Annotated in this window: 11 protein-coding genes and 1 tRNA gene; 4 read left to right on the top strand and 8 right to left on the bottom strand. The window is 64.3% G+C overall.

What is annotated here, in order from left to right; translation table 11 throughout:
* Both HMPREF3176_RS08175 and HMPREF3176_RS08170 read right to left on the bottom strand, forming a co-directional pair.
* Positions 1–473 (bottom strand): hypothetical protein (locus HMPREF3176_RS08175; RefSeq protein WP_210386462.1); only part of this gene is annotated, 473 nt, incomplete at its 3' end.
* 574 nt (positions 474–1,047) lie between these two features.
* Entirely contained in the window at positions 1,048–2,049 is a 1,002-nt protein-coding gene (locus HMPREF3176_RS08170; RefSeq protein ID WP_070459647.1) for an LLM class flavin-dependent oxidoreductase, read from the bottom strand.
* Positions 2,050–2,173: 124 nt separating this feature from the next.
* Between HMPREF3176_RS08170 and HMPREF3176_RS08165 the strand changes: the two genes are divergently transcribed.
* Positions 2,174–3,016, top strand: coding sequence for an RNase H family protein (locus HMPREF3176_RS08165; protein ID WP_070459687.1), 843 nt, complete (start codon positions 2,174–2,176; stop codon positions 3,014–3,016).
* Here the strand turns inward: HMPREF3176_RS08165 and HMPREF3176_RS08160 are convergent.
* The 5 genes from HMPREF3176_RS08160 to HMPREF3176_RS08140 all read right to left on the bottom strand — a co-directional run bounded on the left by HMPREF3176_RS08160 (position 3,009) and on the right by HMPREF3176_RS08140 (position 8,503).
* Positions 3,009–4,520, bottom strand: coding sequence for a HAMP domain-containing sensor histidine kinase (locus tag HMPREF3176_RS08160; RefSeq protein WP_246826705.1), 1,512 nt, complete (start codon positions 4,518–4,520; stop codon positions 3,009–3,011). The genes HMPREF3176_RS08165 and HMPREF3176_RS08160 overlap by 8 nt on opposite strands.
* 2 nt (positions 4,521–4,522) lie before the next feature.
* Positions 4,523–5,242, bottom strand: coding sequence for a response regulator transcription factor (locus tag HMPREF3176_RS08155; protein ID WP_016663830.1), 720 nt, complete (start codon positions 5,240–5,242; stop codon positions 4,523–4,525).
* Between the two features lie 74 nt (positions 5,243–5,316).
* Positions 5,317–5,874: a lipopolysaccharide assembly protein LapA domain-containing protein gene (locus HMPREF3176_RS10585; protein WP_246826703.1), complete on the bottom strand. Its 558-nt coding sequence runs from the start codon at positions 5,872–5,874 to the stop codon at positions 5,317–5,319.
* 114 nt (positions 5,875–5,988) lie between these two features.
* Positions 5,989–7,662 (bottom strand): DNA repair helicase XPB, encoded by a 1,674-nt coding sequence (locus tag HMPREF3176_RS08145; protein ID WP_070459645.1) that lies wholly within the window; start codon positions 7,660–7,662, stop codon positions 5,989–5,991.
* Entirely contained in the window at positions 7,655–8,503 is an 849-nt protein-coding gene (locus HMPREF3176_RS08140; RefSeq protein ID WP_141742405.1) for a hypothetical protein, read from the bottom strand. Before HMPREF3176_RS08140 ends, HMPREF3176_RS08145 begins: the two co-directional genes overlap by 8 nt.
* A 163-nt stretch (positions 8,504–8,666) precedes the next feature.
* Between HMPREF3176_RS08140 and gndA the strand changes: the two genes are divergently transcribed.
* Positions 8,667–10,127, top strand: a complete 1,461-nt coding sequence (gndA, locus tag HMPREF3176_RS08135; protein WP_070459639.1) for an NADP-dependent phosphogluconate dehydrogenase — start codon at positions 8,667–8,669, stop codon at positions 10,125–10,127.
* Between the two features lie 90 nt (positions 10,128–10,217).
* Here gndA and HMPREF3176_RS08130 read toward each other — a convergent pair whose 3' ends face one another.
* A complete protein-coding gene (locus HMPREF3176_RS08130; protein ID WP_070459636.1) occupies positions 10,218–12,440 on the bottom strand; it encodes a helicase-associated domain-containing protein in 2,223 nt (740 codons plus the stop codon).
* A 43-nt stretch (positions 12,441–12,483) separates the two neighbouring features.
* Between HMPREF3176_RS08130 and HMPREF3176_RS08125 the strand changes: the two genes are divergently transcribed.
* Together HMPREF3176_RS08125 and HMPREF3176_RS08120 are read left to right on the top strand one after the other, a co-directional pair.
* Positions 12,484–12,556: transfer RNA gene (locus tag HMPREF3176_RS08125), tRNA-Leu, on the top strand.
* Positions 12,557–12,669: 113 nt separating this feature from the next.
* Entirely contained in the window at positions 12,670–13,377 is a 708-nt protein-coding gene (locus HMPREF3176_RS08120; RefSeq protein ID WP_083286334.1) for a YggS family pyridoxal phosphate-dependent enzyme, read from the top strand.
* Positions 13,378–13,388: the final 11 nt, after the last annotated feature.

Raw genomic sequence — 13,388 nt, 5'->3', positions numbered from 1 at the left:
TGCTGAGCAAGGTTGGCGGCGTCGTCGGCTGCGGACTGCTTAGTCTCAGCGGCGGTCTGGAGCTTGTCAGCTTCTGCGGCTGCGGCTTTGGCAGCGTCTGCAGCTTCGTCTGCGGTGGCCTGTGCCTGGTCGGCTTCAGCTTGTGCCTGGTCGGCTGCAGTCTGCAGCTTTTCGGCGTCTGCTGCGGCGGCGTCGGCGGCAGCAGCAGCTTCGTCTGCGGTGGCCTGTGCCTGGTCGGCAGCGGCCTTCGCCTGGTCAGCGGCAGCCTGAGCCTCTTCCGCAGTGGGCTGGCCCGCAGTCATGCCACCTTCGGTAGCGCATGCGTTCGTAGCGGCGAGGGCGGAAGTGCCAACAACGCCGGAGGTGCCGAGGACGGCGCCGACGGCGAGGGCTGCGGCACCGCGGCGCCACATGGGGGTAACTGAGGAATCCGCGCGGTGGCTGTTCCGCTTGCGGAAAGCATCGAAGACCATGAGTTCTCCAACTTTCGTCGTTTGGGGAGTAGATGGGTTCGTCGAACAACACTCGTTGCGGACGTCCAGAGATGACACTAGCCGGTTTTGAATCGTTTGTGAAGTGCGTAATTTCTCGGGAGTTGAGAGAGGCGTCCCCGGGGCGAGCGCGCTGGTGTGGCAGGCCCGCGTGACGCCGTGATGCCCGGAGGAGCGTTCGGGATATGGCGGTAGCTGTGTCCACTAGAAACGTGGCTATAGCAAGTGTTACGGAAATGTTAAGGGTTAGCGGTGCGAGGATGTAGTGCTTGGTTGCGACGCTGTCACGCAAAGGCGCAGATCGCAGTGTTGTGGCGGGTGCCGTCATTAGTGTAACGGGAGGTCGGTACGAATGCTGCACAGGTTATTGAGCGTGAGAATAGAAAAGTCGATAACCCCCTTAAATATTACGGTTATTATCTGAGCGTTAACCATTCTAAAAGTTGCCTTGGGGTACTATTCGGTTAGTGGACGTGCCACGCCACCACCGCCAGTCGACGTTGGTAACAAAATCGTTATTTGAGAAAGGATGACGAGAGGGACGTAAGTCCGCCCCTTAGCTAAGCCACGCCTGCGCAAGCAGGCGCTGGCTCTCATATCGCGCCTCGGGGTCGTGGAAGTAATTCGACACGATGAACTCATCGGCGTGAGTCTCCTCCGCGAGGCGCGAAAGCTCCGCCTCAACCTTTGCGGGAGAGCCCACCGCGCGCACCGCGAGAGCCCCATTCACGCGCTCGAGCACGGGTGCCGGCAGCAGCGCCGAAATCTCGGCGGGCGGCTGAATGAGCTGGCGCTTGCCTGTCCCAAGCGCCGCAAAGGCTTGTTGGAGCGTCGAGAACTGTCGCTCGGCTTCCTGGTCCGTTGCCGCAACGTATACGTTTACCCCCACCATCACTCGTGGCTGCGTCACTTGCGCCGTGGGCGCCTCGGCGTTGAATTCGCGGCGATAAAGCGCGATCGCCTCTTTGTACTGGAACGGTGCGAAGTGACTTGCGACTGCGAACGGCAATCCGAGCCGTGCCGCGAGGCCAGCGCCCGCAAGGGAACTGCCCAGCACCCACATCGGTACATTCGTCCCCTGCGCCACGTAAGCTCCGATCCGGTAGCGCGAGAGTGTGTCATCGCTCGCCCACGCCTGCATGTCAGCAACGGCCCGCGCAAAATCCTCCGGTTCTGCGCTCGTGCGGCCAAGGAGCTGCGCCGTGAGCGGGTCGGTGCCCGGTGCGCGGCCGAGGCCCAGGTCGATGCGCTCTCCGTGGAACTGCGTGAGCGTGCCGAACTGCTCGATGACCTGAAGAGGCGCGTGGTTTGGGAGCATGATCCCGCCTGAACCCACGCGAATATGCTTCGTGCGCGAGGCGGCGCGATCAATGAGAAGCGACGTCGCGTTCGAGGCGAGATTCAATGTGTTGTGGTGCTCGGCGAACCAATACCGCTTATACCCCTGCTCGTCGGCGAGCTCGACCGCGCGCATCGATGCCTCGATCGCTTCGGCGAAGGACTGTCCCTCGCTCACTCCCACAAGGTCAAGAATTGCCAGGTCGGGACGCTTAGACATAAGAAACCTCCACATACGTGCGCACGATGGATGCGCGGAACCGTCGGACTCTCACCAAACGTCCCGCACATGCGTCTCTATTCCGTGCGCGCCCTGCCGCTGGTGTCTGTGAAAAAATATGTCCATGACGATTACCGCAGCAGCAGATGGCTCCGCACTCGGAAATCCGGGCCCCACCGGCTGGGCCTGGTACGTGAGCGAAGACTGTTGGAGCGCCGGCGGAAGTGCCCACGGCACGAACAATATTGGCGAGCTCACCGCCGTGCGTGAGCTGCTCAGCCAGAGCCGCGAGGCCGGCCTCGCGGGCGAAGACCTCGTGATCCTGTGTGACTCGCAGTACGTCATCAACTCCGTCACGACATGGATGCCCGGCTGGAAAAAGAAGGGTTGGAAGAAAAAAGACGGTAAGCCCGTGCTCAACGTCGAGCTGATGCAGGCGATCGACCAAGAGATGCAGGGGCGCAACGTCCGCTTTGAATGGGCCAAGGGTCATGCGGGCAACGAGATGAACGAGGCCGCCGACGAGCGCGCCCGAGCCGCTGCGACCGCCTACCAAAAGGGCACGGCGCCGAACGAGGGGCCTGGCTTCACGGGCGCCACCAGCAGGGCAGGTGCGGGTCAGGGGGCTGCCCGGCCCGGCGCAGGGGAGGAGATTCCGACGCCTGCCAGCCTCGAGCGTTCCCTGTGGCTCGACAGTGCCTCACCGCTTGCGAGCCTCGGCGATGATCCCCATCTCATCGATACACGCGCGCGCACAATGAACGCCGAGGAGTGGGCGAAGGGCGTCGAGGCGCTGCGTGGCCGAGGCGTGAGCGTGAGCGGCGATGTCACCGCGCGCGAAATAGGCCCCCACCTCCACCTCGTTGACACCGTGCTCGAGGCCGCAGGTAGGAAGTTCCGTATCGTGACGGTGCGAGGCGGTAACGAGCTGCGCATCCTCCATCAGCAGTGGAGCGCACTCAGCTGAGCGTGGCTCCCGGTAGCTCCACACGGAACGTCGCCCCGCCGCCATCCGTTTGATGGATGGAGATCGTGCCGTTGTGATGCTGCATGATCGTCGCCGCAATCGAGAGGCCAAGGCCCGCGCCGCCGCCCTGCGTCTGTTGGCGCTGGCGCGACTCGTCGGTGCGGAAGAACCGCTCAAAAACCCGTTCGCGAGCCTCGGCGGGGATGCCCTCACCGTGATCGCGCACCTCAATGATGGCCTTACCGTGGCGGTCCGTGCCGAGTGCCACCTCGACCGGTGATCCCTTCGGCGTGTGCCTGTTCGCGTTACCCACGAGGTTCACGATGACCTGTCGCAGCGCGGCCTCGTCGCCGAGCACACCGAGCGGCGGCACATCTTCGGGCGCGAGCACAGCCCCCGCGAGATCCACGATCGCAACTTCGCGCGTGGGATCAAGCGCCCTCAAGTCCTGCACGACATCCTTCACGATCCCCGACGCATCGAGCGGCACGAGGTCGAAGGAGCGCTGCTCGTCGAGCCGCGCGAGCCTCAAGAGAGATTCGACGAGGGACCCCATGCGTTTGGCTTCGTCCTCGATGCGCCGCATCGCTTGTGCGACGTCTTCTTCGTTCGGCATCGCCCCCATGCGATACAGCTCGCCGTTGCCGCGAATCGCGGCGAGTGGCGTGCGAAGTTCGTGTGAGGCATCCGCGACGAAACGGCGCATGCGCGACTGGCTCGCGAGCGCCTCAGCTTGCGATTCAGCCTGCGCTTGAAAACCCTTCTCGAGACGGATCAGCATCTCGTTGAGGGCGACGCTCAGTGAATGCACCTCTTGCGAGGAGTAACTCACGGGAATGCGGGTGCCGAGCGTGCCCGCCGCGACATTCTTCGCGGCCTTCTCGACATCGCGCAACGGCTCGAGCGCATAGTGGAGCACGTACCCGCCGAGCCCCACTCCAACGAGCACGACCATCGTGCCCACGAGCACGATGATGAGCGCCATCTCGTTCATCGTCTTGTCGACGCTGCGAAGTGGAAGCGCCACGAAAACCGAGGGGCCATCCGGATCATTCGACGCGATCGCGCGCACGCGCCACGACTCGCGGTCGCCCGCGACAAGTGTGAAGGGCTTGCCCTGCAAGGAAATAACTTCCTCGCGGGTGAGCGGAGGAAACTCGAGAGACAGGTCGCCTTCGGAATCCTGCACCACTCGCTGCAGGACCCCACCGGACTGATCCTGCCACTCAACTACGTAGTCCACGGGTGTGTACTGCGCATTCGGCGAGCCCGTCGTGATGAGCGAAATGTTGCGCCGGGGATTCGCGATGACGCTCGGGCTCACCGCCGCCGCGAGGTCAGCATCCACCACTTCGATAAGCGTGCGCTTGAGCAGAAACAGCGAAAGCGCGCCCGTCACGATCGTTCCCGAAACGAGAACGAGCGCGATGAGCGCGACAATTCGAGTCCACAGAGAGACTGGACGTTGGGCCCGCGAGGTGCGGGCCTTCGGGGTTTGAGCCAAGGTCAGCGCGGATCGGCCGGACGCAGCACGTAGCCGATGCCCCTCTTCGTGTGGATCATGGGCTCACCAACGACGTCGATCTTGCGGCGCAGATACGAAATGTAGCTCTCGACGATGCCTACCTCGCCAGACCAGTCGTAATCCCACACGTGATCGAGGATCTGCGTTTTCGACACGACGCGGCCCGCATTGAGCATGAGGTAACGCAGCAGCTTGAATTCGGTGGGGGAGAGATCGATCGGCGAATCGGCGCGCGTGACCTCGTGCGAATCTTCATCGAGGCGAAGATCGCCCACGACGAGCGCGCTCTCGCTCGGCTCGGCAACACCCACGTGGGTGCGGCGCAGCACCGCGCGGATGCGCGCCACGACCTCTTCGAGGCTGAACGGCTTCGTCACGTAGTCGTCGCCGCCAACCGTGAGGCCCGCGACCTTATCCTTCGTTTCGTCCCGCGCCGTGAGGAAGAGGATCGGGTAGTGGTGGCCCTTGTCGCGAAGGCGGCGGGTCACCGTGAAGCCGTCGATGTCGGGAAGCATGACGTCGAGAACGATCAGATCGGGTTCGTTCTCGGTCGCCAGCTTGATGGCTTCGGCACCATTGGAGGCCGCAAACACCTCGAAGCCCGCGAAGCGAAGGCTCGTGGCGAGAAGATCGCGAATGTTCGGTTCATCGTCGACTACGAGAAGACGTGCCTCGTAGTCCTGCTCCTGCTCCGTGTTCATGGGTCAATGGTGTAACCCGAAGGTGAATATTTGCTGAATATTGCCTGTGACTTCGGGGCGGGTGTGGCGAACCGCTACTTCTGATTGCGGCGGAGCTTGTGAAGCTCCCAGCGCATCTGAATCATCCGCACCGAACCCGCGAGCGCCATAATGAGCGCCCCCGCGATGGCCGCGAGCAGCATCGCCACGCCAAGCGGAAGGTTGAAGTGCCACGTGAAGTACTCGAACTCGGTCGAGACGTTGTTCTGAATCACGAAGACCAGGAGGAGGATCAGCAAAATCGCGCCGACGATGAGCGCGGCCCACACGACAGCCATGCGCGACTTCGGGGCGGGCTGGGTCCCGTGCGGCTCGGCCTGCTGTTCTTGGGTGGCGGTTGGCATCGGCTGTTGGTGCGCCTGCTGGGTGGGGCGAGGGGCCGGTTCAGCCTTTGCGCTGCGGGTGCCCGCAGTGGTGCGAGGTTCCGACGCCTGCCCGGCTCCATCGAGGCTTGAAGTCTTGGGTGCTGCCTGCGACGAGGGTGCAGCGCCCGCGTTGTCCACGCCCGCGCCAGCGGGGTTCGCGCGCGTGACGCCCTCAGTGGTGCTATCGCGAAAAGAGTCGGAGAAACCGTCGTATTCCTTGGAGTTCATACGTGAAGCCTACCTGCCCTGAGCAAATATTCGGTGACAGGCAACTGACGGAAGAGCGCCGGATCGTGGGCGTGCAAGCGTCGGATCCTCCTCAGGCCGAAAACCGGGCGGCGGCTAGACACTCCCGCCGTCGAGCTCTCGCGCGTCAAGGATTGTGTAGCCGTAGCCCTGCTCCGCGAGGAACCTTTGCCGGTTCTGTGCAAAGTCCTGATCCTGCGTATCGCGCGTCACGACCGTGTAGAAATGCGCCGCGCGCCCATCGCGCTTCGGCCGCACGATGCGGCCGAGCCGCTGCGCCTCCTCTTGACGCGAGCCAAAAGCGCCGCTCACCTGGATGAGCACGCTCGCCTCCGGAAGATCGAGCGAGAAGTTCGCGACCTTTGAGACGACGAGAAGGTCGATCTCGCCTTCGCGGAACTGCGTAAAAAGTGATTCGCGCTCCTTAAGGGAAGTCTCGCCCGTGACGACCGGCGCGTCGAGCCGATCCGCGATCTCCTCGAGCTGGTCGAGATACTGACCGATCACGAGCGTGCCCTCACCTCGGTGTCGCGCAACGAGCTGCTCGACGACGGGAACTTTCTCGGGGCTCGTTGCCGCGAGTCTCTGCCGATCCCTCGGCTCCGCCGAGGCGTACACCTTGCGCTCGGAGCTCGACATCGTGACGCGCACCTCGGTCATCTCTGCCGGGGCGATCCAGCCCTGCGCCTCGATGAGCTTCCACGGCGCGTCGTAACGCTTGGGGCCGATGAGCGAGAAGACCTCGCCCTCGCGGCCATCCTCGCGCACGAGGGTCGCCGTGAGGCCGAGCCGTCGCCGGGCCTGGAGGTCGGCGGTCATACGGAACACGGGGGCCGGAAGCAGATGAACCTCGTCGTAAATGATGAGGCCCCAATCGCGGGCGCTCACGAGTTCAAGATGGGGATGAATACCGCGGCGCTTTGACGTGAGCACCTGGTACGTCGCGATCGTGACCGGCCGGATCTCCTTCTTCGCTCCGCTGTACTCGCCAATTTCGCCCTCTGTGAGCGATGTGCGCTCGAGAAGCTCGCGGCGCCACTGCCGGGCGGAAACCGTGTTCGTCACGAGCACGAGGCACGTGCGCTCGAGCGCTGCCATCGCGCCAGCCCCCACGGTCGTCTTGCCCGACCCGCACGGGAGCACAACGACGCCGCTGCCACCCTTCGTGAAGTGCTCAACCGCCTCGCGCTGATACGGGCGAAGCTGCCACGTGCCCGGGGAGTCCGTGAGCGCAATCGGATGGCTCTCGCCGTCCACGAAACCCGCGAGATCCTCGACGGGCCAGCCCAGTTTGAGGAGCTGCTGCTTGAGCGCGCCGCGCTCACTGGGGTGAGCAAGCACCGTCGTGTCATCGATGCGTTCGCCCACGAGCGGCGCGATGCGCTTTGAGCGCAGAACCTCCGTCAGGATCGTCTGATCCTTCGCGAGGAGCACGAGGCCGTGCGCGGGGGAGTTGTGGAGGCTCAGAACACCGTAGCGATCCATCGTGTCCGCGACGTCCACGAGCAGCGCGTTGGGAACGGCAAAACGCGAATGCGTGAGGAGGGCGTCGACGACCCATTCCGCATCGAAACCCGCAGCCTTCGCATTCCACAGCCCCAGGTTCGTGAGCCGGTAGGTGTGGATATGCTCGGGCGACTTCTCGAGTTCCGCGAAAGGTGCAATCGCGGCGCGCGCCTGCTCGGCCGAAGGGTGGGCAACCTCGAGAAGGATCGATTTATCGGATTGGACGATGAGAGCGCCTGTGCCCGCACTCCCCGCCCTAGACAACGGGGGCCGGGCGTGTGCCCTCGATACGCGCCACCATCGACATGTAAAAGAGCGCCGTAAACGGCAGTGCCACGGGGAATAGGAGCAGCCCGATGCCCGTGATCGCGAGCGCGAACATCACCGCGAAGGACACGATCGCGGCGAGGATCACGTGTGCGGGCTTCGCAAGCGCTTTATTCGCTGCATCCTTGAATGCAGTGATGGCCCCCGCGTCGCGCCCCGCGGAAAGATACGGCGCGAGCGAGAAGAAGAACATGCAGGCCAGCGGGCCTATGAGGGGAATGATGATCGCGACGGTTGAGAGGATCCCGTAGAGAATGTAGGTGAGGAACGTCCTCCAGTGGAACATTCCGCTGCCGACCGTAGGCTTCTCGCCCCTCGCGGTGAGGCCGGCTGCTCTGTACGACCCGCTCATCCACGCGGCCAGCGGGAGTTGAATCAGGAACATGACGATGAAGACGACGATCACGAAAACGAACACCGCGACAGCCGCCGCGCTATCGTTATTGCCAGTTTTAGCGCTATTGGCGAGTGCGATGATCGACGCGAAATAGCCCACAAAGAAAATGGCCAGCAAGCCCGCGTACACGACTGCCCAGATGATGCCTGGAACAACGAGCGCGACAAAGTTCTTGGAGAGCGCCTGCCACGCCCACGAGAACGATTTCGAGATGTCGTTGCCGACGTCGGTACCGGGTGCGGGGCCATCGTACGCGCCGCCCGGGGCGTATCCCACATTCGGCTGCTGCCCCTGAGGTGAGTACTGGGGTTGTTGGTACTGCTGCTGGTTCGTTGATGGGTTACTGAACGTCCCAGGAGGTGGGGTATACGGATCCGTCATGCTCTTGTTCCTCTGGTCGGCTTATGGCACCCCGATGCTAAGACCGGGACCGTCGGCCCCCATTATTGCGTATCGGGGCTGTACACAGCACAGGCTTTTAGACTATTCGTGAACGAGCGCCACCTTGCGCCACAGTCCCATACACCGAAGGAGCCGCACGAGCATGGCCAACTTTGATCCCGCCCCCCATTCTGTCGCTGACATCGGCGTGACCGGCATGGCGGTCATGGGCTCGAACCTCGCCCGTAACCTTGCACGCAACGGATTCAAAGTGGCAATTCACAACCGTTCCGTGGAAAAGACCGAGCGTGTGATTGCTGAGCACGGTCAGGACGGCCAGTTCGTGCCCGCGGAAACCATGGACGAATTCGTCGCCTCGCTCCAGAGGCCCCGCGTCGCGATCATCATGGTCAAGGCTGGCAAGGCTACCGATGCCGTGATTGAAGAACTCGCGACCCGCATGGACGAGGGCGACATCATCGTGGACTGCGGCAACGCTCTGTTCACCGACACTGTGCGCCGCGAGCAGGAGCTTCGTGCACGCGGCCTCCACTTCGTCGGCTCGGGCGTCTCCGGCGGCGAAGAGGGCGCCCTCAACGGCCCCTCGATCATGCCCGGCGGGTCGAAGGCAAGCTACGACCGTCTCGGCCCCATGTTCGAAAAGATCTCCGCCCATGTGGACGGCGTCCCGTGCTGCACCCACGTTGGTGAGAACGGCGCTGGCCACTTCGTGAAGATGGTCCACAACGGCATCGAATACGCCGACATGCAGGTCATCGCCGAAGCCTACGACCTCATGAGCAAGGCGCTCGGCATGAATGCCCCCGAGATCGGCAAGGTTTTCGAGAAGTGGAACGAGGGCAACCTCAACTCCTTCCTCATCGAGATCACGGCGGCCGTGCTCACCCACACCGACAACGTGACCGGAAAACCGTTCGTCGACATCATCCTCGACCAGGCCGGCCAGAAGGGCACCGGCGCATGGACGTCGAAGACGGCCCTCGACCTCGGCATCCCCGTCACCGGCATCGCCGAAGCGACCTTCGCACGCTCGACCTCGGGCGGCACGGAGCAGCGAGAGGCCGGACGCGCCGTCCTCAAGGGCGAGACGCAGACGATCAGGATCGACGACGCCGAGCAGTTCATCAGCGACCTTCAGCAGGCGCTGTATGCCGCGAAACTGGTGAGCTACTCCCAGGGCTTCGACGAGATCAAGGCCGGCGCCAAGGAGTACGAATGGGACATCAAGCTCGGTGACATGGCGCGCATCTGGCGTGGCGGCTGCATCATCCGCGCGGGCTTCCTTAACCGCATCACCGAGGCTTACGAGCGCAACCCCGAGCTTCCGTTGCTCCTTGCCGATGAGTACTTCACCGCCGAGATTACGAAGTGCATCCCCGCGTGGCGTCGCATTGTCGCGTTTGCGGCAGCCGTCGGAATTCCGGCGCCCGTGTTTTCCTCGACCCTCGCGTACTACGACGCGGTGCGGGCCGAGCGCCTCCCCGCGGCCCTCGTGCAGGCGCAGCGCGACTACTTTGGTGCGCACACCTACCGGCGCGTGGATGCGGAGGGCTCGTACCACGTGGAGTGGACGGGTGATCGTACGGAAACCCGTCAGGACTGACTCTTCCCCTGAATTGCATAGGGGTTGCGGGGGTTATTCGCCGCAACGAAACCCCCACAACCCCTATGCAATTCACGAAGTAGGGAAGGGCTAGGGCAGGAGCACCCTGTGAATCAGCACCGTGAACTCCTCGCCCGATTCCCCATCGCGCGCACGCAGCCTCCCGCCCTCGAGCGCGAGCGGCTCGACCTGCAGCACGCGCGTGCCGCCGCGGCCGTCAACAATGCCGATCTGAACCTCGCGCTCCTCGGCAATCGCCGCGAGTAAGCGCTGAGGAACGCTAACCTCCTCCAGGCGCCCCGAATCGGCAGCGCGAATGCGCGCGACCGCCTCGGAAGGCTCGACATCGAGGACCTGCTCGCGACCGTCGGCCTCCAGCTCAAGCCCCACGGGCCCACCGCGCACCGAACCGAGTGTGCGCTCATCCACCGCCGCGCCACGACCGCCCGCGGCAAGAGGTGCGAGGCCAGCGGCGCGCGCCGACCCCATCACGAAACCGGGATCCCCGCTCGAGATCACGACGGTCGGGGCGAGCCGCTTAAGGCCAAGCCGAAGCGCCTCGCTCGAATCCATGAGCCGGTCCAGGTGTTCCTCCTCGCCCATAATGAACGAGGTCGCGGGGCCGACGGTGACCTGGCCACGCTTGCGTGCCTCATCCCGCACGAGGTAGGCGAGCACGTCCGGAACACCCGTGAGCGAAAGCGCCGCGAGCTCTTCCATGAGGACATCGGCGGAGCCGCCAGCGCTCAGTGCTCGCGCGATCGACTCGCTGGTCACGCGCGCCACAACCCCGGCGCCGCGCGAGGTGACTTCGGTCCATTCGAGTACCGCCGCAACCCGCGCAGAGGGCAGGCCGGGCACGGTCACGGTGAGATCCGCGTCGAGCAAGATGTGGTCGACGGGTTCGGGAAGCTTCTCGTCGAGCGCAGCTTCGAGAACGTCGAGTGCCGCCACTTCCTCGAGCGAGAGCGATTCGAGGGCCGCGGGAGCGAGCACGCTTGGAACACCGTCCACGATGAGCCCGAATGCCTCGGCCTCGCGCGTGAACGCGTACGCCTCCTCGATCAGGGCTGCGCGCTGCACCGTGGGGAACGCCCACGCAAGCGACTCCGCGAGACTCGCCGCGCTCGCCTCCCGCTCGGGGTAGTCCGCGAGATGGCGCAGCATGTGACGCCGGCGCACTTTCACGCCTTTTCTTCCGACGCTTGCCGAGAGCGCAGCGCGCGGAGTTTCGCCTGTGCGAGGCTCCCCCTGGGCGAAGCCGTCGAGGCCGACTTCTCCGAAGCGCGTCCCGGCGAGCGCGCCGAGGTAGTTGGAGCGCACATACGCCGAGCAGAGGTCGGCCCAGCGGCGTGCTGGGGAAGCGTCGGAAAACTCCCCGTACTCGCGCGTGACCTGCCACGTTTCACCGTCGTTGCCGATGAGCCCGCCGACCCATGCGGCGTGGATGACGCTCGTCCACGTCTCGTGGCTCGTGCCTGCGGCAGCGGCGAGACGGCGCGCGTCGCGCAGGGGAATACCGCCGCGTTTGAGGACCGACGGTGGATCCGCGTGCCACGTGCTGATCGTGTGCGCGATGCGGCTGGCCTCGAGTGCCGCCTCGATGGCCTGTGCGTCGCGGGCGCCTTCGAAGCGCTCGGGTGCGGCTTCGGGGCCCGGGGTGGGGGCGTGGGCGAAAGTGCGGTGGACGATGCCGTCGCGAAGGGCGAGATGGACGGTGCGTGGGATGAGGAGGCGAGGGCCGTCGGTTCCATTGACTTTCGTGATGAGGCGTGCCGATGAGAGCTGCTTCGCGAGTGACGAGGTCGGCGAGCCCGTGAGACGCGCCGGGGCGAAGGTGAGCGAGTGGGCGACTTCGCGAAGTGAGTCAGGGAGATCCTCGACGATCGTGCGGGCCTCATCGGGCGACGGGTCGCTCGAGAGGCGAGGGGCGAGGCCAGCGGGGTGGGGGAGGGCCTCGGCGAGGGCGCGCACGGGAACGAGCGAGCGCCCGCTATCATCCGTAAACACGAGGCCGAGCGTCGCGAGCCGGTACACGTGCGGCGCGATCTGCTCGGTCGAGGTGCTCACGGCACGCGCGAGCTGTTCCGGGCTCACGGGCCCCGCGTAGGCGGCAAAGACCTCGGCGAGTTGTAGCTCGGGCAGAACGAGACTGCCCAGTGCCCTGTGGACGCTGCCGGGCTGTGTGGCGCGCGCGGCGAGCGGGGCGATGCCAAGCGGGATGGGAGAGGTGAGATCGCGGCGCGCGTTTAACAGTTCGATGAGTCGTGCGTCATCGAACTCTCTCAAGGCGTCGGCAAGAGTGCGGGCCATGCCTTCAGCCTATCCCCTAGGATGGAGGGGCCCTTCGGGCAATGCCCCCATAGCCCAATGGCAGAGGCAGAAGACTTAAAATCTTTTCAGTGTGGGTTCGAGTCCCACTGGGGGTGCGACGTATCCAGGTCCCGTCTTTCGCGCACGCCGCCGTGATATGACGGATATATGAGGCCACCAGAGTCGATGGCCCGTGCATGGAGCGAAGGCGAAAGGGACGCGAAAAGACATGATGAGCGAAAAGATCGACGAACTTCTACCTCGGATTGAAGCGGCGCTTGCGCGCGGCGGGCGGTCGATGGATGATCTCCTGATTCTGCTCGCGACCAAGACGCGCACCGCTCAAGAGATTCGCGAGGCCGTGGAGCTCTTCGAGAAGCGAGGCGTCAAGGTGGACGTAGGCGAGAACCGCCAGCAGGAGTTCGCCAAGCATGCCGAGCTCGAGGACCTGCACGAGGCCGGCGTCATGCGCCACTACATCGGCACGATCCAGTCCAATAAGGCGCGCGACATTTCGCGCTTTGCGGATCTCGTCCACTCGATCGATCGCGAAAGCGCGCTGACGAGCATTGAGAAGCGCGCGGCGAACGACGGGAAAGTGCAGCGAGTCCTCATCCAGGTGAACACCTCGGGCGAGGAGTCGAAGGGTGGCTATGAGCCGGATCTCGGTTTGCTTAGGGAGGTCGCCGAGCGCTGCGCCGAAAGTGACTCGCTCGCGCTCGAGGGCCTCATGACAATCGGCACGAACACGGACGACGAGGTGGAGATTCGTCGCTCGCTTCGCCAGTTGAGGGAGCTTCGCGACGGTCTCGGCATCGAGGCTGTCAAGGAGCTGTCGATGGGCATGAGTAACGATCTTGAGATCGCGATCGAGGAAGGCGCCACTATTGTTCGCGTCGGCTCGGCAGTGTTCGGCCCGAGGGACTATTCTCACTAGTGCATCCGGGC

Origin of the sequence: Dermabacter sp. HMSC08H10, assembly GCF_001807585.1 — a bacterium.
In the GTDB taxonomy this organism is placed as follows: Bacteria; Actinomycetota; Actinomycetes; order Actinomycetales; family Dermabacteraceae; genus Dermabacter; species Dermabacter hominis.
This window is presented reverse-complemented; position numbering and strand designations above follow the sequence as displayed.